The following is an 18,425-nucleotide window of genomic DNA, read 5'->3' as shown; positions in this document are numbered from 1 at the left end:
CAGGTATGGCGGCTCGTATCATTCAGCACGAATACGACCACATCGAAGGCATACTTTTTGTAGATTACCTGCCCCCTCTCAAAAAACGTATGCTAAAAAACAAATTGCTCAACATCAGCAAAGGGGCTATCAGTGTAGAATATCGTATGCGTTTCCCGATGGCTTCCAAAGCAAGAGTATAAATGAACTTGCTTACAGAAACTACGCAATTACTCAACCACGAAACGTAATTGTGTAGGTCTAATTTGTAGTATAGAAACAGGAAACGAGATTTAGAACATTGGATATTTAGAGGAAGTAGAATTTTCCTCCTAAACTCTTGAACCTTCAAACACTTTGAACGTAAATAATTACCACAAAACTTATTTGTATGCAAATCCAAAAGGTTCAGAATAGCTCTGACGAAGAAAAATTTTTTGCATTTCCCCAAAAACTATACGCCCATTGCAAACAATGGATTCGCCCTTTGGAAAAAGATGTAAGAGGCGTTTTTGATAAAAATGTCAATCCCGCCTTTCAGCACGGCGAATGTGAGCGTTTTATTTTACAAAATGCCAGCGGTGAAACACTTGGCAGAGTAGCTGTTTTTATCAACGAAAAAACCAAACTCAAAAACAACGACCAACCCACAGGTGGCATAGGTTTTTTTGAATGTATTGAAGACGAGCAAGCCGCTTTCAGGCTTTTTGATACCTGCAAGCAGTGGCTTTCGGAGCGAGGCTGTGAAGCAATGGACGGCTCTATCAATTTTGGAGGGCGAGATAAATTTTGGGGTGTTTTGGTAGAAGGTTTTGAAAGAGAGCCAAATTATCAGCAAAACTATAATTTCCCTTATTATCAGCGTTTTTTTGAAAATTATGGCTTTCAGGTGTATTTCAATCAGTATACTTTTTTTCGCAAAGTATATGGTGTAAGTGAAAAAGTACACGCCAAAGCCAACCGAGTTTTTGCTGATAGCAACTATCGTTTTGAGAATATTCGCATCAAGCACTTGAAAAAGTTTGCCCAAGACTTCAGGCAAATTTACAACAATAGCTTTGCCCTTACCGAAGGCATACCCGCAATGACAGAACAAGAAGCCGAAAAAATGATGAAAAAAATGAAGCCTGTTATTGATGAAAGGCTTATTACTTTCGGTTATTACAAAAATGAACCCGTTGCCTTTGGTATATTTTTACCCGAACTTAATCAGATTTTTCGCTATGTAGATGGCAAATTAGACTTTTGGGGCAAGTTGAAATTTTTGTATTATCGTTGGAAGGGAGCTTGTACGCGTGTATTGGGGGTAGGTTTTGCTGTGGTAAAAGCTCATCACGCCAAAGGCTTGGACGCCGCTCTTTCGGTTTGTTTGGAACGCGAAACCGCCAAACCTGACTTCCCCTACTCCGATTTAGAACTGAATTGGATTGGCGATTTTAACCCGCCTATGCTCAAACTAATGGAAAACTTAGAGTTTAGCGTATGCAAAAAACACGTAACTTATCGCAAACTTTTCGACGAAACTCGCCCCTTCAAACGCCACCCCATTCGTACCTATAACGAAAAAAATGAAAAATAGCTAAACACTGATTTTCAACAACTTACAAAAAAATGTAAAAAAAATAAAAAATTTTTTACCAAAAATGCAACAAATAAGGATTTTCAAACGTAATACAAATGCATAGTGTTCAATTTTTGTTTAACTGGAAAGGGGCAACAATTTTTGATGCCCTTTTTTATTTTTTGCTTTACTATCTACACTTCTATTTGTCCTTCAAAGACTTTTTCAGCTTTACCTGCCAAAAAAATATCATAGAAATTGCCATTTCTTTGCTGAAAGCTCACCCACAAATCTCCACCTAATGTTTTAATTTGAACCTCTTGTAAATTTTGCTTTTGCATCGCATAGACCAGTGCCGATGCCGTAACCCCTGTTCCACAAGAATAAGTTTCGTCTTCTACACCTCTTTCGTAAGTGCGTACACGCAACAAATTTTCACCCAAAACTTCCACAAAATTTACATTTGTGCCCTTTTCGCAAAAACGCTCGTTATAGCGAATAGCTTTACCTTTCTCAAAAACATTCATTTTTTCTAAATTCTGCACAAATTCTACATAATGCGGCGAGCCTGTATCTAAAAAATAGTAGCCTTCTGCATTTTTCTCAATTTCGCTTACATCTTTCATTTTCAGATACACGAGCTTTTCTTTGAAAAAAGCCTCGTGAAAGCCATCTACAGCCAAAAATTGCGTTTCTTTTTCAAAAAGTCCCAAACTTTTGGCAAAAGCTACCGCACATCTGCCTCCATTGCCACACATTGAGCCTTCTTTTCCGTTGGCATTGTAATATACCATTCGGAAATCGGCAGGAGTAGAGGTTTCATACTCAATCAAGATAAGCCCATCGGCTCCTATACCAAATCGGCGATGACAAAGATGAGCAATCAAATCTGTATCTTTCGAAAAAAAAAGGCTTCGGTTGTCAATCATTACAAAATCGTTTCCCGTGCCTTGATATTTTGTGAATGGTATTTTCATAAAGTTTTTGAACATCAAAATTTACTCGTATTCAATGTATTCTTTATTTTCCAGCACGTCCCAAGTATGGTCGGCAAGCAGGGTTACTTTGGCAGAGTATTTTTCATAAGGCATTTTAGCCCCCCACTCTTCGGGAGAAACCATAGAAAGCACATAAGAGCCGTCTATTTTTTGATAAAGATAGTATGCCTGCCCAATAATAGGCTCAAAACCTATTTGTGCATTGTAAATTTTTTCGGAAATCACTTTGCGTTCTTGCACACGTTTGGCTTGTTCTACGAGAAGTTGCATTTGCTCGTACAAAAAGCCCATTTGCTTTTCGGTTTGCTCGTGCATTGCCGAAAGAGCCTTTCCTTTGGTTTTACCCATATCTTCGGGCTTCACTACTACTCCGCCGCGTGTGTGTGCATAAGGAAGTAAATGCGGATTTTCTGCGGTTTTGTCTTTATCAATAGGATTGATAAAATCGTTATTTTCTTGCATACAACTAAACTTTCAGGATTTTTTCGGGAAACTTGAAAACAGCCCAAGCAAAAAAAGCCCCCAAAATAGCCCCTACCAAGACATCAGTAGGATAATGAGCGGCTAAATACACTCTGCTAAACGAAACTACCCCCGCCCATAGAAATAAAAGCCAAGCCATTCGGTAAAATTTTTTGAGCCAAAGCCACCAAAACATTGCCAAGCCGAAAGTATTAGCGGCGTGAGAGGAGGCAAATCCAAAATCGCCACCACAGCCATCGGGCAAATGCAAAACTACTTGCCAGCCTTGCCAGTGGCAAGGTCGCAAACGTCCAAAAAAAGGCTTCATCAAAGAGGAAGTCGTTTGGTCTGCCAAAGTTATTACGAGGGCTATCCCTAAAACGAAAAAAACACTTTTTTGTTTGTGAATACGGATAAGCAAAATCAGTAAAACAGCATAAAAAGGTATCCATACATTGGTTTTACTTGCAAATACCATAATACTATCCAGCCAAGCCGTATGATGAGCATTTACCCAAGCAACTACGCTTTTGTCCCAAGTATCTATGGTTTGCAGGATATTCACTTTTCAGTATGATTTTAATGATTCACAAGATTTACGGCACTTGATTTTTTAGTTGAGCATACCGAATTTTTCTACAATCAGGTTATCTATCAGGCGTACTCCCGAAACATAAGCGGCAATGCACAAAGCTATATCGCCACGAAAGCCACTCAAATCCTCAATAATTTGCAAGGTATTGGCATCTGCAACCTCAAAATATTCCAGCTCTATCCCCCCAATATTGAGCAAATAGTCTTTCACAGCTTTTTCAATTTGCTTTACAGAATGGCTTGAAAGCATACTTTCTGCTTTTTGCAAAGCCTTGTAAAGATGTGAAGCTATTTCTTGCTCTTGCTGGTTGAGTCTTTGGTTACGAGAAGACATTGCCAAGCCATTTGCCTCTCTGACTATCGGGCAACGCACCAGTTCCAAAGGGAACATTAAATCTTGCACAAGGGTTCTGATAATAGCGAATTGTTGCAAGTCTTTTTGCCCGAAATATGCCTTATGAGGTTGTACAATATGAAAAAGTTTAGAAACTACGAGTGCCACCCCGTTGAAATGTCCCTTACGGAATTTTCCTTCCATTACATTTTCCAAATGCCCAAAATGAAATTGTAAGGTTGTTTTTTCAGGATACATTGTGGCTACCTCTGGAATAAAAAGCACCTCACAGCCAACACTTTCAAGCATTTGGGCATCTTTTTCTAAGGTACGCGGATATTTTGCCAAGTCTTCGGCATTATTGAATTGTGTCGGATTGACAAATACGCTACACACGGTAACATCATTTTCTTGTTTGGAAAGGCGTATCAGAGAAAGATGACCTTCGTGCAAAGCCCCCATAGTAGGCACAAAACCTATTTTTTTGTCTGCTTTTCGTTTTTGCCAAAGAAAATTTTGCAAAGCCGAAATCTCCTGAAATTGAAGCATAGAGTTGTAGGTTGCCTTGCAAAATTAAAAAAAAGACTTTCCGTTTCAAAAAAAGGAAAAGATTTTAGCAGAAACAGCAAGCAAGAAAAAGGTTCATATAAATTAGCCTGCATAGATATAGAAACTTGAACAGCAATTTTCAAATATTTCAAAATTTCCTTCTTTCTTTTGCAAAATTCAGTGAATTTTATTTGCTTGCGGTTTTGTTTGATTAAACCTTGTTTTTGCTGGAATGAAACTTACTTTTTGGGGGGCTACTCGGCAAGTTACAGGCAGTATGTACTTGCTTGAAATTGATGACTACAAACTTCTCATAGATTGCGGACTGGATTTTGAAAAAGATAAAAACTCTGCTGAAAATACAAGTTCATACTATCAAAGTCTTTTTCCCTTTGAACCCTCTCTTATCAATGCCGTAGTGCTTACACACGCCCATATAGACCATTCGGGCAACTTGCCCAATTTGGTACGAGAAGGCTTTGAAGGGCAAATCATTGCTACTTCGGCTACACAAAAACTCACGTATTTGCTTCTGCACGATTCGGCAATGCTATATCAAAAAAAAATCAAAAAAAACCATAAAAAAAACAACAAGTATGCTTCTCCTTCGGTCAAGTCTGAGTGGTTTTTACCCAAACACGTAGATGACACTGATGAGCATTTTTTCCCTTTGCAGTTCAACAGACGCTTTGCCATTACGAAAGATATTTACGTTACGCTGATTCCTACGGGGCATTTGCTTGGAGCCGCGAATGTATTTTTGGAAGTAAAAGAAAATGGCACTTGGAAAAAAATCTTGTTTTCTGGTGATATTGGTAGAAAAAATTACCCTTTACTCCCCAATCCTGAAATTCCACCACAAGCCGACTACCTCGTATGCGAAACCACCTATGGCAATCGCTTGCATCAAAGACATCTCCCCCCCGAAGAAGAGCTTTTTCAGATTATTCAAAAAACTTGCGTAGAAATTCCCGGTAGGCTCATTATTCCTGCGTTTAGTGTAGGCAGAACGCAAGCCCTACTTTATACTTTACACAAGCTAAGCGTGCAGAAGCGTTTACCTGCTATCAAGATTTTTTCCGATAGCCCCTTGGCTCATCAGAGTACAAAAGCCTATGAGCATTATTTAAGTCTGCTCAACGAGGAGGCTCAACAATTTTATGCCGAACACAAAAGCCTTTTTGACTTTGAAAACCTGATTTTTGTAGAAGATTTACGCACCAGCAAACAAATTTCAAACTATACCGAGCCTTGCATTATTATTTCTTCTTCGGGAATGGTGCAAGGTGGAAGAGTAGAACACCACGTCAAGGCAAATATTCAAAACCCTTATGCAACCATTCTTTTGGTGGGTTTTGCCGCCGAAGGCACACTGGGCTACAAACTTTTACACGGCGATAAAACCTTGGAAATAGGCGAAAAAAAGCTACCTGTATATGCCAATATTTGCTCTATTGATACATTTAGCGGACACGGCGACCAAAAAGACCTGCTGGATTTTGTACAAACCCAAGACAGCCAAAAACTTCAAAAAATATTCCTCATACACGGCGAAGAGCAATCTATGATTGATTTCAAAGATTTTTTGGCTCAAAATGGCTATCCGCAGGCTATTATTCCCAGCAAAGGCGATAGTTTTGAACTCTAAAAAAACGTAATTGTTTAAGAACAGGAAACAGGATTTAGGATAATTGAATATTTAGACGGAATAAAACTTTTACCTCAAACTCTTGAACTTTCAATTTTTTGAACGTAAAATAATTACAAAAAACAATTTGCTATGAACAGAAGTATTTTTCTACTCGTTTTGATGCTTTTTTCTCTAAAAAATTTTGCCCAAGATATTTTAGTGCTTGCCAGTGGCGATACACTTCGCATTTACATTCGCAAGGCTTTCAAAAATACCAATGCCTACCAACTCACCTACAAACTCGCTCCCGAAAGCACAGATGAAATTATCTTGAAGCCCAATCAGGTTCGCTCTTTTTTCATTGGTAATCAGTATCTTTCGCTTCCCGTAGAAAAAGATGGGGGAACAGAACAACTGCTTTTGCAAGAAATTTTGGTAAATGGTAAAATCAAACTCTATAAAGGCGTAGATAGCGAGGGTAACCCTGATTTTTTTATTAGTAAAAACGGAAAAAACTTCGCCGTAAGCCGAGATAATTTGAATAGCTTTGTAGAAACCCACTTCACCGATTGCCCCGGTTTCAACAAAGAACGCTATCTGCCCGCAGAAAGCAAACTCTACCGACAAGATTACCTAATGGATTTGGTTTCGCACTACAATCATTGCATTGATGAAAAAATACCATATTTCCGCTATTACGAACCCGAAAAAATAAAAAAGCGTGATAATTTAAGTTGGGGCTTGAAAGCAGGTGGCGGCTTGCAAGAGTATGCCTATCGTAGCTTTGCCACTGATGCCAATGCCTTTTTGTACGGCTCAGCAATATTTAATTGGCAAGCCAGTTTTGTGGCAGGTTTCTATGGAAGTATCAATTATAGCAAAAATTTTAGTATGCTTGCCGACCTTACCTACCTGTACAGAAATGCCCTTTCTGATGATGGTGTTATTGAAATTAAGTATAGCGGTATCAATGTGCCACTTTACGCAGAGTTTAGGTTTTTAGAGGGTAAAAAGGTGCGTCCATTTATCCAATTGGGCGGCAATGCTCTTATTGCAATAGCCGCCAAGTATAAGTTTAATGTACCGCCTCCTTTTCAGATTTTACGTCCTATCAATCTTTCGCCTGTAAGTTTTGGGCTGATGGGCGGTTTGGGGGTATATGTAGAAAATGGTTCTAAACCTTTGAAATTTGAAGTTCGTATGTATCAAGATTTTTTTGAAGGTAGCAACCCTACCTTTGGCGATGACAAAATGCGTGTAGCAGGTATTCTGCTTATGTTTAGTTATCCTATGGGAAATTGAGTGCATAATAAGGCTTTTCACTTTTCATTTTCTTACATCTCAAATATTCAACTTATATGCTGATGTGCCATTGCCAAAATTGCCAGTATAGCTACCAAAATACCCAAACGATTCGCTGTATTCAGTTTTTCATTGAAAAGTAGTATCGCCAGAAAAGTAGAAAGCACAATAATTGCAATATTGAAAAGTGGGAAGAAAAAAGCTCCATTGCCTGCAAACTCTTTTTGCAAAGAAATCATCATAAAAATCACAGAAAAGTAATTGACCACTCCTAAAATCACACCTGCAAATATATTAGGTAAGGTAATTTTGGTTTGCTTAGCAAGCACTTGCCTAACTAAAATCAGTATACCCACTACACCCGCAACGGCAAAAATCAGCATAGAAAACAAGGCTTGTGAGGTCTTATCGGTTGCCGAAATACTACTTACCCAATTGATACTCGTATCAATCGCACCGCTCATCAAAAAAATTGCCACAATCAGCACAAAACTTTTCAAAAAATTCGTATTGCTTGTATTCTGAACACTCTTTGAGCGGTAAGAAGTCAGAAATATTGCCAAAAATACCAAAGCCAAACCTACATAATTGAGCCAATCAAAAGTTTGCTGGTGTTTGAAAAAAAGCAAATTCACTATTACGGGAATAATCAGAGAAATTTTGGAAGCCACCGAAGAAGCCGCCACACTGATGTTTTGAGCTACATACCCCATCAGATAAAACGTGCTAATAAAAAGCAAACCCAAACCCAAAGGAACTTTTACCCACAGATTTTCCCAAGCAATGTGCTGTAAGGCTGAAAAATCGCCTAAATATACAAGAGCAGTTAGTACGCAAGTCCAATAATTAAAAACAATCGCCTGAAAAGTATGAATGCGAAACTTCTGAAAACTCCTAAAAATAAGAAAAAGGCTCGCAGAAAGAGCCAGAGCAACTAAAAAAAACATTCTAGAAAGCAGATTTGAAGGTTTGAAAGTTTTTGGAAGGCAAATTTGGGATAAATTTTGTTATTCTGCTTTATTTAGGGTAAAAATAAATTTGCTACCCTTGCCTTCCTCGCTTTCTGCCCAAATTTCGCCATTATTTTTTCGTATAAACTCTTTACACAAAAGCAATCCGAGTCCTGTACCTTGTTCGTTGTCTGTTCCCTTAGAGCTTTTTACACCACCAATTTGGAAAAGTTTTTCTTTCAGACTATCGGGCATACCTACGCCATTATCTTCTACTTCTACCCAAATTTTGTTATTTTGCTCGTAGGCTCTTAGCCAAACATTTCCCTTTCTGCTTGTAAATTTTAAGGCATTGGTAAGTAAGTTTCTTAAAACAAACTTCACGTGATTGGGGTCTGTGTAGGTCATTAGCAAAGGCTGAATTTCGTATTTCAGTGAAATTTCCTTTTTTTCAAAAAGAATTGCAGAAAGCTCCAGCTCTTCGCGTATCACCTCATTGAGAACCATTACTTTGGGGTTAAACTCTACACGTCCCATTTGGCTTCTTGCCCAAGTGAGCAGGTCTTCTATGAGTTGTAAAACGTTTTTCAGAGAAAGATTGAGGTCGTTAGAAATTTTCTTGACTTCCTCTTTGGTCATTGCATCGGCATAATTGGAAAGCAAGCTCGTAAAGCCCAAAAGCGAATTGATAGGGCTACGCAAGTCGTGAGCAATGATTGAAAAAAACTTATCTTTGCTTTCGTTAAGTTCTTCTAATTGTTTTTTCTGCTCCTGAATTTGCCATAAAGCCTCGCTGATTTTCTTGTTTTTTTCTTCAATTTCATCTCTTTGGGCTTCAATTTCTGCTTTTTTCTGCTCAATTTCCTCATTTTTTATACGCAAAATCTGGTTATCTCGCTCTCTGATATAGTATCGGTAATAATAAATGCCCAAGACCACCAAAATTGCAAATATAATAGTAATAGCAACAATCACAGACGTAAGCCAAAGCCTATGTTGTTTTTCATTTTCAAGTTGTTTTTCAAGTAGTAGTTGGTCTTGGATAGCTTTTTCTTTTTGCATAATATTCTGCTCACCTCTACCGCCGTAAATGTCATAAACCACTTCCAAGTTTTTTTGTCCTAAATAGGCTTTCAAAACTCTATTTTTCGCTAGGGTAAATTGAGCACTATTGGTAATTCTTTTTATAGGTTCGTGCCAATCGTGGTTTTTAGGTAGCATAAAAGCATTTCCCTCCCGAATATTTTTGAACAAAAATTGCCTTTTGATATTGTACTTCTTTTGGTAGTATTGCAAATAAATAGGTAAATCTACATAGCCAAAGGCTTTGCTATTGTTACTGATAAGGTCTATTAAGTTTTCCGTTTCTTGGGCATATCTAATTTCAAAAGGAGGTGTTTGAGGGTAAAGCTCTTTGATTTTTTTCTGCAAGCTCAATAAATCTTTTTCATAGGTACTGCCTATGGCTGTGTAAGCCACATATTTATGAGCATTTTTGTAAAACTCGTTAGTATCCAAGTAAAGCGGAACAGCCTCATTACAAATCATTACGGAAATATCAGGCAGGTAATTCAAGAAAAAATCCACGTTTTCTTTGCGTTCTTCTGTAATAGAAAAAGCCGCCGCACCCACATAGCAACCCTTCTTTTGGCTAATAAGCGTAAGCACCTGATTAAAATAAGGTACTTCTTGCCAAACTAAATCAATTTTCACCTTATATTCTCTGCTAATAAGTTTGAAAAACTCTTTGAGTAAATCGGCTTCAATACCACTAATAAGGGTATCCTTACCTTTGATTTCTTTGTAGATGAAAGGCTCTAAACGAGTCCATAAAATTACCACCTTGCCCCTTTTGTTTGTTAGTATTTCTTTCCAACTGCTTGAGGCTATGGGAATTTTGAGTGTATCTTGGGCAAAGGTTGGCACAGACAAAGCCCAAAGCAGAGCGATGTTCACAATAAAAAAATATAAAGTCTTTATTTTCAAAGATTTATTCAGTTTCGTCAGGTAAAATTTCCACATTTTGCACTAAAACTTTTTGAGCGATTGTCTTGCCTGTAAGCGTAGCGGCAAGCCCACCAAGAGCAGTTTCTTTGTAGCGAGTTTCCATACTTTGCCCAATTTCACCCATAGCTTGCACACATTCATCAACAGGAATAACGGCATCTACATCTGCCAAAGCTATTTGAGCCGAAGAGTAGGCAATAGCTACACCACTAGCATTTCGTACAATACAAGGCACTTCCACAAGCCCTGCTACGGGGTCGCATACAAGTCCCAAAGTGCATTGGATAGTAATAGCCACAGCATTAAAAACTTGCTGGATACTGCCCCCCAAGCAATATACAACAGCCCCCGCTCCCATAGCCGCCGCCGAGCCTGTTTCCGCTTGGCACCCCCCTACTGCTCCTGCAATACCTGCATTTCTTTCTATAATGAGAGCTATCCCTGCCGCTACAAGCAATCCTTCCCAAATTTTTCGGTCTTCCAAATGATGTATTTGTTGAAGTGTGTATAAAATACCGGGCAAAATACCCGATGCCCCTGCCGTAGGTGCGGCTACGATTCGTCCCATACAAGAATTTACCTCTTTTGCCGCCATAGCACGAGCTATGAGTTCTTGAAATTCTTTAGAAAGTACCACAAGCGGTGTTCTGAATACTTTTTTAGCTCCATTATTTACCATTCCCGAACGAGAGGTCATATCCTCGGTAAGCCCTGTCTGTATAGCCTCAGTCATTACACGATAAGCCTTTTGTATATGCTCCCAAATTTCGGCTTCGGTACGACCTTTTTGCTCCATTTCATATTCCAAAACAGGCTGATACAGAGGTAGTTTTTTTTCTTCGCAATAACTTTTCCAACTCCGAAAATCATCAAACAAAATACTCATAAGCAGTTTGCGTTTGGTGCATATAGCAAATATACAATTTTTTTGAATTGAAAATTCATTCTTGGTAAAACAAAGTTAAAAATCCCCTTTTTGGGGGGTAGGTTTTGGGAAACTTCTGCATAAATTTGAAAGAGAAAATGATATGTTTTACCGAGAAAATGGGGTATTCTATGAAAATTTATGAAAAAAATTCGTTTTTAATTTGCAAATATGCAGATATTTTCTCAAATTTTCATTGCATTTGCGATATGAAAGCTACTCCAATCATACTCTTTTTTCTTTTGCCTTGGGCTGTTTGGGGGCGTTTCAAAGACCCCGTAGATAGCTTAAAGCATCTACTTGCCTCCACTTCCGCAGATACAATGAAAGTAAAAATCCTTTCTCAAATCAGCTATCGCCTTTCAGGGGATAAGCCCGAAGAAAGTATGAAATATGCCATTCAGGCTTTGGATATTGCAGAAAAAAGTAACTATCCCAGAGGTATTTCCAAAGCATACAACAATTTGGGCATTATAGCACGTGTGCAAGGGGATTATTTGAAGGCTTTAGAGTATTTTTTCAAAGCTCTGGAAATAGACGAAAATTTAGGTGATGATAAAGAAACTGCCAAAACAATGAGTGGCATTGGGGCAGTATTTGTAAAAATGAAAGACTATGACAAAGGTATTGAGTTTTTTGAAAAAGCTCTGGCTTTGCGTTATCGTCTGAAAGACTCTTTGGGCGTAGCTATCTGCTATACGAATTTAGGGGATATTTATCAGAAAAAAAGAGAGTATCACAGAGCCATTACTTACCACCAAAAATCCTTAGAAATTGAGCAAAAAGTCAATCCTGTGGGTATTCATTACTCCTTGCATAGTTTAGGAAATATTTACTACGAAATAGGCAGTGTAGATGAAGCGATTAAATTTTACCAAGAAGCCCTGCAAATGCGTAAAAACCTCAACAACAAATTTATTATTGCCGAAACCGACCTAGAACTTGCCAAAGCTCTTGCCCAAAAAGGTAGATATACAGAGGCTTATGCCTATTTAGACGAAGGGCTTGCTCTTGCCAAACTCAACAAAGCCAAAGAACTGGAAGCCAAAGCCTATCAATACTTTGCGGAATACTACGAAAAGCAAAATCTCCTGCCACAAGCCTTTGCTATGCAAAAAAAATATTTGCAAATCAATGATAGCTTGTACAATGTAGAAGTAAGCCGACAGGCTAACTTAACCCTCACCAAGTTTCAAAACAACATCATTGAAAAACAGCAAAGAGAAAACGCTTGGCTTAAAAAAAGCAAAGAAGCCCAAGATAAATATGCCTCTACTCAGAAAAATATTAGCCTTTCTGCGGTTATCAATGGAACAATTACACTTTTGCTTGCGGCTTTTTTACTACTTTCTCTACGAAAAAATCAGCGGATAGCCCAAGAACTTGCCCTTAAAAAATCGGAAATTGAAAGCCAACATCATCAACTCATTCTCCAACATCAGGAACTTGCCAATGCCAAGCATCAAATAGAAGCAAAGAATGTAGAGTTACATACATTTAACCAAAAATTAGAGAAACTCATTGAAGAGCGTACCGAAAAAATACGTATAGCTTCCGATGCTTTGCGTACAGCCAAAGAAGAGTTGGAACTTTTTATGTATCGTATTTCACACGATTTCCGAGGACCACTGGCTACACTTTCGGGTATTGCTATGCTTGGCAAATTAGAAAATGAAGATAATAAAGTCATAGATTTGTTTGAAAAAACCGAAAGAATTACCCAAAAAATGGGTAAAATGCTGGATAAACTCGTAATGGTAAATGTTATCAGCCACCGAACCCCCGAATTTGAACGCGTTTCATTTAAGCAAATGGTGGAAAACATTTTACCTAGCGTAAGCAACGGATTTAGCAATGCCAATATTCAAATGTTTTTTGCAGAAGAGTACCTGCTTGCAGATAAAGAGCTTCTGCGTATTATATTGCTAAACCTCTTGGAAAACGCTTTTGAGTTTCACAAACCGGGAAATCAGCACGAACATTCCGTAATTGTAAGTCTAGATTTGCAAAAAGATTGTGTCAAAATTTCTGTGGAAGATAATGGTATCGGTATTCCCAAAGAAAGGCAAAAAGAAATGTTTAATATGTTTGTTCGCTCATCAGAAACCTCACAAGGCAATGGCTTGGGTTTGTATATTGTAAAAAAAGCCGTAGAACGCCTCAAAGGAAAAATTAGCGTAGAAAGTATAGAAAACGAATACACCCGAATTTGTGTATTTATTCCCAACAAAGAAACCCTTGCTTGAAATTTTTGAAAATAAATTTCGTATCTTTTTTGCACGTATCAGTATTTTTCCTAACTTGCTTCATAGCAAGTTAATTTTTTCTTCATTTTCACTTAAAATTTAATTCTATGCTTATTGAAAAACTAATCAACAGCAACAAATTTATAGCCCCAGCAGGTAAAAGAATTTCTCTGAAAGATTTTGCTACCAAATACGAAGGCAAAGAGCTTAGCAAAAAAGATGCTGAAATGCTTTTGGAAGAAGGTAGAAAGCAACTGGCAGTAATGCAAGACAAACTTTATGCCCACAACCAATACAGTGTTCTGATTATATTTCAGGCAATGGATGCGGCGGGCAAAGATGGGGCTGTCAAGCACGTAATGTCTGGCTTAAACCCTTTGGGGGTGCGTGTGTATAATTTCAAAGCTCCTACGGCTCACGAACTTGACCACGACTATTTCTGGCGACATATGCAAGCTCTGCCGCCTCGTGGCGAAATTGCCATTCACAATCGCTCTCATTATGAAAACGTGTTGGTTACCAAAGTACACCCCGAATATATCTTGAATGAAAATTTACCCGGTATTGATAGCATTGATAAAATTGATAAAAAATTCTGGCAAGTCCGTTATGAGCAAATTCGCCGTTTTGAAAAAAATCTTACTGAAAACGGAATGATTATCCTCAAATTCTTTTTACACGTTTCCAAAGATGAGCAAAAAAAGCGTTTTCTGGAACGTATAGAAAACCCTGAAAAGAATTGGAAATTCTCTGCTTCCGATGTAAAAGAACGTGCCTTTTGGGACGAATACCAAAAAGCTTTCGAAGACGCCTTTTCCGAAACTTCCACCGATTATGCTCCTTGGTTTATCATTCCTGCCGATAACAAATGGTTTGCTCGTCTTGCTATTGCTACTATTATTTATCAGCAGTTTGAAAAGCTCAATTTGAGCTACCCTACGGTAAGTGCCAAGCAAAAAGCCGCTTTGGAAGAAGCCCGTAAAATCTTGCTTGCCGAAGAGGAAAAAAAAGAAAAGAAAAATAAAAAAAGCGACCAATAGTGCCGAAAGAGTGTTTTTGTGCAAAAGTTTAAGGTATGAGCTTGTCCAAATTTTTAGGGAAACAAATTTGAAAAGTTTAAGGTTTTGATGTTTGAAACCTCAAACCTCTGACCCCCTTGAACTTTTAACCCAAAAAGAATTTGTATCCAAAATATTTTGACAACCTGTATGCTATGCACAAAGTCAGAAAGCAGCATTTGCCCGAAAAAATTTGCGTAAGTTGTGGCAGACCTTTTTCTTGGCGAAAAAAGTGGGAAAAAGTATGGAACGAGGTCAAATATTGTAGCGATAAATGCCGAATGAATAAGCACAAATCTGCTTGATTTTACACAAGCAGATTTGTGCTTTCCAAGAAAGAATATTATTTTTAAGCCTTCAATCTGCAAGGCAAAATGTTTGAAAACCTTTACCAACTCTTACGCCGCTACATAGAAGTACGCTTGCAACTCATAGAAAACCACCTTCAAGACGAGTTGCACCAACTTTTTACCAAAGCCATTATTGCTCTTTTTTGGCTTTTTTTGGGTTCGGCGGGCTTACTTTTCTTGTGTTTTGCTTTGGCTTACGCCCTCAACGAGATTTTAGAAAGCCATTTCGGGGGCTTTCTGATAGTGGGCTTGCTTTTTATCCTGATGCTAATGATTGCTATTTTACCTACTTTCCGCAAGAAAATGTTTGATAAAGTTTCCGATTATTTCACTTCTAAAAAGCGTTGAGTGATGTTAGCCAAAGTATATGGATACGCTGTGTATGGCGTAAGTGCCTTTCCGATAACCATAGAAGTAAATGTAGGGCAAGGACAAGGGCTTTTTATGGTAGGTTTGCCCGATAGTGCCGTAAAAGAAGCCACCCAGAGAGTAGAATCGGCACTCAAATACATAGGCTATTTTTTCCCTCGCCAAAAAGTAGTAGTCAATCTCGCTCCTGCCGATATTCGTAAAGAAGGTGCCGCCTACGACCTTACCATAGCTATTGGTATTTTGCTTGCTTCCGAGCAGATAGTTTCGCAAGAAGCAGAAAAATATGTTATTATGGGTGAATTGGCTTTAGATGGTATGTTACGTCCCATCAAAGGGGTTTTGCCCATTGCCGTTGAAGCTCGTAAAAAAGGCTTCAAAGGTTTTATTTTACCCCAAGCCAATGCTTCCGAAGCCGCTATTGTGAATAATTTGGACATCATTGGGGTAGAAAATTTACAAGAAGCCATTGATTTTCTCACAGGTGTAAAGAGCATTGAGCCTTTACGCAAAGATACTCGCAAAATTTTTTCTGAAAATCTGGATAAATATGATGTAGATTTTGCCGATGTACAAGGACAGGAAAGTATGAAGCGAGCCTTGGAAATAGCCGCCGCAGGGGGGCATAATGTAATTATGATAGGTCCGCCCGGAGCAGGGAAAACAATGCTCGCCAAACGCATAGCTACCATTTTGCCACCGCTTACTCTCCAAGAAGCCCTTGAAACTACCAAAATTCATTCGGTTGCAGGCAAACTGGATAGCAACGCCTCACTGATTTCTACACGTCCTTTTCGTTCTCCGCATCATACTATTAGCGATGTGGCACTTGTAGGGGGTGGGGCTATCCCCCAACCCGGTGAAATTTCTTTGGCTCACAATGGCGTTTTATTTCTGGACGAACTGCCCGAATTTAAGCGAACCGTGCTGGAAGTAATGCGTCAGCCATTGGAAGAGCGAAAAGTAAGTATTGCAAGAGCCAAAGTATCTATTGAGTTTCCTGCCAATTTTATGCTTATTGCCGCTATGAATCCCTGTCCTTGTGGCTATTACAACCACCCCGAAAAGGAATGTGTTTGCCCGCCGGGCAGTGTGCAAAAATACCTCAACAAGGTAAGCGGTCCGCTTCTGGATAGAATTGATTTACACGTTGAAGTAACTCCTGTTTCCTTTGATGAGTTAAGCTCTAATCTCAAAACAGAAAGTAGTGCTACCATTCGTGAAAGAGTTATCAAGGCTCGTGAAAGACAATCCGAACGCTTTGAAAAACTCGGAATGAAACATATTTACTCCAATGCAATGATTCCCTCACAACTTGTCAAGGAAATTTGTGTAATTGATGAGGCAGGCAAAATTTTGCTCAAAGCCGCTATGGAAAAAAAGGGACTTTCTGCAAGAGCCTACGATAGAATCTTGAAAGTAGCTCGCACCATTGCCGACCTTGCAGGAAGCGAAAAAATTCTCATAGAACACCTTGCCGAAGCGATTCGCTACCGCGACTTAGATAAAGAAAACTGGGGCTTGTGAGCTAGCCCTCGAAACTTGACTTATATTTGTCGTAGGGCTTTGCCACATCTTAAAAATCACTTTAATCTTGGCAAAAAAACAAAATTTACTTTATCTTTGGCTAAAAAATAAGGCTGTAGAAATTGTTTAGGTCTAATTTGTAGCATTGAAACAGGATTTTAGAAAATAGATATCAGACAGAAAAAATGAGAGGTAAAGCCCTTAAAGGTTTGAACATCAAACATTGAACTCTTAGAATTGGGGATAAGTTTAATCATAAAAGCCGTTCAAATGAAAGCAATACTACAAGGGCTACTTTTTTTCTTGTTGTTGCAAGCCCAAGCCCAAAAAATTTATTACTTCAAGATAGAAGGTGAAATTTCCGAACCTACCAGTGTAATGGTAGATTCGGCTTTGGCAGAAGCCAAAAGAAAAAAGGTAGATTATGTGATTGTGGAAATCAATACGCCCGGTGGGTTGGTGAGTGCCGCCGACCATATCAATCAGCAGATTTTAGATTTTCCGATACCTGTTTGGGCATTTATCAACAACAATGCCTATTCGGGTGGGGCTTTGGTAGCGATTGCCTGCGATAGTATTTATATGTCGGAAGGGGCAAATATGGGGGCAGTAACGCCCGTAGATGCCGAAGGTAAATATGCTCCCGAAAAATACCGAGCCGCTATCAGAGCTAAAATGCGTGCTTCTGCCGAAGCCAATCGCCGAAATCCTAAAATAGCCGAGGCAATGGTAGATGAAACCTTGGAATATGATAGCTTGGTAACACCGGGCAAACTGATTGTCTATACCACTTCCGAAGCCATCAAGAACGGCTATTGCGAAGGTAAATTCAATAGTGTTGAAGAAATTTTGAAACACTACAAAATGGAAAAAGCCGAAATAATTCGCTACACACCCACTTTTGTAGATAAACTCATAGGCTTTTTCTTAAATCCTGTTATCCGCTCTCTTTTGGTTTTGCTGATTATCGGAGGCATCTACTTTGAACTACAAACGCCTGGGGTCGGCTTCCCGCTGATTGCGGCTTTGGTAGGTTTGGCATTGTATTTTGTACCCCATTATGTACAAGGGCTTGCCCAAAATTGGGAACTTCTGCTCTTTTTTGCAGGTTTGGGGCTGATAGCTATGGAGATTTTTCTATTACCGGGTGTCAAAGTTCTTTTGATAGCAGGTCTAATCGTAATGTTTGGAGCCTTGGGGCTAATGATGATTGGCAATGTGGGTTTTAGTTTGGAAGGTGTTTCGCAAAAATCTTTGTACGAATCTTTGATAACCACCAGCATTGGGCTAATAGGAGCCGTAGTGATGATAACCATTCTTGCTCCTAAAATTGCTACGAGCAAAAAATTCAAGCATATTGCTTTGCAAACCTCTCTTGATAGCAAAGAAGGTTTTGTTTCTGCTATTATTCCTACAATGGTGGGCAAGCAAGGCACGGCTTACACTGTGCTTCGCCCTTCGGGAAAGGTACTTATTGATAACCACACTTACGATGCTTTCACGAGAGGCGATTTTATTGAGCAAGGCACTCCTATTGAGGTCATTGGGCAAGAAGGTGCAGAGCTGATTGTAAGGAGGGTATAG

Annotated in this window: 17 protein-coding genes; 10 read left to right on the top strand and 7 right to left on the bottom strand. The window is 38.9% G+C overall.

Going from position 1 to position 18,425, the window contains the following annotated elements:
* Positions 1–182, top strand: a 182-nt coding sequence (locus ACWITO_RS09990; RefSeq protein WP_448529849.1) for a peptide deformylase, incomplete at its 5' end; no start/stop codon positions are given.
* A gap of 188 nt (positions 183–370) precedes the next feature.
* On the top strand, positions 371–1,558 hold the full coding sequence (locus ACWITO_RS09985; protein ID WP_448529848.1) for a hypothetical protein: 1,188 nt from the start codon (positions 371–373) through the stop codon (positions 1,556–1,558).
* Positions 1,559–1,734: 176 nt separating this feature from the next.
* On the opposite strand, the gene dapF is transcribed toward ACWITO_RS09985, so the two are convergent.
* The 4 genes from dapF to panC are packed head-to-tail and all read right to left on the bottom strand — an operon-like array spanning position 1,735 to position 4,477.
* Complete coding sequence (gene dapF / locus ACWITO_RS09980; RefSeq protein ID WP_448529847.1) at positions 1,735–2,517, bottom strand: diaminopimelate epimerase; 783 nt, start codon at positions 2,515–2,517, stop codon at positions 1,735–1,737.
* Positions 2,518–2,538: 21 nt separating this feature from the next.
* Positions 2,539–3,000, bottom strand: a complete 462-nt coding sequence (locus ACWITO_RS09975; RefSeq protein WP_448529846.1) for a DUF2452 domain-containing protein — start codon at positions 2,998–3,000, stop codon at positions 2,539–2,541.
* A gap of 4 nt (positions 3,001–3,004) precedes the next feature.
* Complete coding sequence (locus tag ACWITO_RS09970; protein ID WP_448529845.1) at positions 3,005–3,565, bottom strand: phosphatase PAP2 family protein; 561 nt, start codon at positions 3,563–3,565, stop codon at positions 3,005–3,007.
* A gap of 48 nt (positions 3,566–3,613) precedes the next feature.
* Positions 3,614–4,477, bottom strand: a complete 864-nt coding sequence (gene panC / locus ACWITO_RS09965; protein ID WP_448529844.1) for a pantoate--beta-alanine ligase — start codon at positions 4,475–4,477, stop codon at positions 3,614–3,616.
* Between the two features lie 232 nt (positions 4,478–4,709).
* On the opposite strand from panC, the gene ACWITO_RS09960 reads away from it, so the two are divergent.
* Positions 4,710–6,125, top strand: a complete 1,416-nt coding sequence (locus ACWITO_RS09960; protein ID WP_448529843.1) for an MBL fold metallo-hydrolase — start codon at positions 4,710–4,712, stop codon at positions 6,123–6,125.
* Positions 6,126–6,257: 132 nt separating this feature from the next.
* On the top strand, positions 6,258–7,409 hold the full coding sequence (locus tag ACWITO_RS09955) for an outer membrane beta-barrel protein (protein ID WP_448529842.1): 1,152 nt from the start codon (positions 6,258–6,260) through the stop codon (positions 7,407–7,409).
* Positions 7,410–7,456: 47 nt separating this feature from the next.
* Here the strand turns inward: ACWITO_RS09955 and ACWITO_RS09950 are convergent, their stop codons facing one another.
* Genes ACWITO_RS09950 through sdaAA form a run of 3 tightly spaced genes read right to left on the bottom strand, consistent with a single transcriptional unit; the run spans position 7,457 to position 11,252 of the window.
* Entirely contained in the window at positions 7,457–8,356 is a 900-nt protein-coding gene (locus ACWITO_RS09950; protein WP_448529841.1) for a hypothetical protein, read from the bottom strand.
* 60 nt (positions 8,357–8,416) lie between these two features.
* Positions 8,417–10,381 (bottom strand): ATP-binding protein, encoded by a 1,965-nt coding sequence (locus tag ACWITO_RS09945; protein ID WP_448529840.1) that lies wholly within the window; start codon positions 10,379–10,381, stop codon positions 8,417–8,419.
* The gene (gene sdaAA, locus ACWITO_RS09940) at positions 10,350–11,252 is read right to left on the bottom strand and encodes an L-serine ammonia-lyase, iron-sulfur-dependent, subunit alpha (RefSeq protein WP_448529839.1); all 903 of its coding nucleotides are present in this window, start codon (positions 11,250–11,252) and stop codon (positions 10,350–10,352) included. The genes ACWITO_RS09945 and sdaAA overlap by 32 nt, the downstream gene beginning before the upstream one ends.
* Before the next feature lie 170 nt (positions 11,253–11,422).
* Here sdaAA and ACWITO_RS09935 point away from each other — a divergent pair, with 170 nt between their 5' ends.
* The 6 genes from ACWITO_RS09935 to ACWITO_RS09910 all read left to right on the top strand — a co-directional run bounded on the left by ACWITO_RS09935 (position 11,423) and on the right by ACWITO_RS09910 (position 18,425).
* Positions 11,423–13,537, top strand: a complete 2,115-nt coding sequence (locus ACWITO_RS09935) for a tetratricopeptide repeat protein (RefSeq protein WP_448529838.1) — start codon at positions 11,423–11,425, stop codon at positions 13,535–13,537.
* Between the two features lie 107 nt (positions 13,538–13,644).
* Positions 13,645–14,577, top strand: a complete 933-nt coding sequence (locus tag ACWITO_RS09930) for a polyphosphate kinase 2 family protein (RefSeq protein WP_448529837.1) — start codon at positions 13,645–13,647, stop codon at positions 14,575–14,577.
* A 173-nt stretch (positions 14,578–14,750) separates the two neighbouring features.
* Complete coding sequence (locus ACWITO_RS09925; RefSeq protein WP_448529836.1) at positions 14,751–14,900, top strand: DUF2256 domain-containing protein; 150 nt, start codon at positions 14,751–14,753, stop codon at positions 14,898–14,900.
* A 69-nt stretch (positions 14,901–14,969) separates the two neighbouring features.
* Positions 14,970–15,293 (top strand): phage holin family protein, encoded by a 324-nt coding sequence (locus ACWITO_RS09920; protein WP_448529835.1) that lies wholly within the window; start codon positions 14,970–14,972, stop codon positions 15,291–15,293.
* 3 nt (positions 15,294–15,296) lie between these two features.
* Positions 15,297–16,841 (top strand): YifB family Mg chelatase-like AAA ATPase, encoded by a 1,545-nt coding sequence (locus ACWITO_RS09915; RefSeq protein ID WP_448529834.1) that lies wholly within the window; start codon positions 15,297–15,299, stop codon positions 16,839–16,841.
* A gap of 270 nt (positions 16,842–17,111) precedes the next feature.
* Entirely contained in the window at positions 17,112–18,425 is a 1,314-nt protein-coding gene (locus tag ACWITO_RS09910; RefSeq protein WP_448529833.1) for an NfeD family protein, read from the top strand.

Source organism: Raineya sp. (assembly GCF_053497555.1).
Note: the sequence above shows the minus strand (reverse complement) of the source record. Positions and strands in the feature narration are given on the sequence as shown.

What these genes read in the sequence shown, in the direction of transcription:
- ACWITO_RS09930 (WP_448529837.1), top strand. Translation starts at nt 13,645, where the DNA reads ATGCTTATTGAAAAACTAATCAACAGCAACAAATTTATAGCCCCAGCA.
- ACWITO_RS09910 (WP_448529833.1), top strand. Translation starts at nt 17,112, where the DNA reads ATGAAAGCAATACTACAAGGGCTACTTTTTTTCTTGTTGTTGCAAGCC.
- ACWITO_RS09960 (WP_448529843.1), top strand. Translation starts at nt 4,710, where the DNA reads ATGAAACTTACTTTTTGGGGGGCTACTCGGCAAGTTACAGGCAGTATG.
- ACWITO_RS09920 (WP_448529835.1), top strand. Translation starts at nt 14,970, where the DNA reads ATGTTTGAAAACCTTTACCAACTCTTACGCCGCTACATAGAAGTACGC.
- ACWITO_RS09925 (WP_448529836.1), top strand. Translation starts at nt 14,751, where the DNA reads ATGCACAAAGTCAGAAAGCAGCATTTGCCCGAAAAAATTTGCGTAAGT.
- ACWITO_RS09985 (WP_448529848.1), top strand. Translation starts at nt 371, where the DNA reads ATGCAAATCCAAAAGGTTCAGAATAGCTCTGACGAAGAAAAATTTTTT.
- sdaAA (WP_448529839.1), bottom strand. Translation starts at nt 11,252, where the DNA reads ATGAGTATTTTGTTTGATGATTTTCGGAGTTGGAAAAGTTATTGCGAA.
- dapF (WP_448529847.1), bottom strand. Translation starts at nt 2,517, where the DNA reads ATGAAAATACCATTCACAAAATATCAAGGCACGGGAAACGATTTTGTA.
- panC (WP_448529844.1), bottom strand. Translation starts at nt 4,477, where the DNA reads ATGCTTCAATTTCAGGAGATTTCGGCTTTGCAAAATTTTCTTTGGCAA.
- ACWITO_RS09945 (WP_448529840.1), bottom strand. Translation starts at nt 10,381, where the DNA reads ATGTGGAAATTTTACCTGACGAAACTGAATAAATCTTTGAAAATAAAG.
- ACWITO_RS09955 (WP_448529842.1), top strand. Translation starts at nt 6,258, where the DNA reads ATGAACAGAAGTATTTTTCTACTCGTTTTGATGCTTTTTTCTCTAAAA.
- ACWITO_RS09975 (WP_448529846.1), bottom strand. Translation starts at nt 3,000, where the DNA reads ATGCAAGAAAATAACGATTTTATCAATCCTATTGATAAAGACAAAACC.
- ACWITO_RS09915 (WP_448529834.1), top strand. Translation starts at nt 15,297, where the DNA reads ATGTTAGCCAAAGTATATGGATACGCTGTGTATGGCGTAAGTGCCTTT.
- ACWITO_RS09935 (WP_448529838.1), top strand. Translation starts at nt 11,423, where the DNA reads ATGAAAATTTATGAAAAAAATTCGTTTTTAATTTGCAAATATGCAGAT.
- ACWITO_RS09950 (WP_448529841.1), bottom strand. Translation starts at nt 8,356, where the DNA reads ATGTTTTTTTTAGTTGCTCTGGCTCTTTCTGCGAGCCTTTTTCTTATT.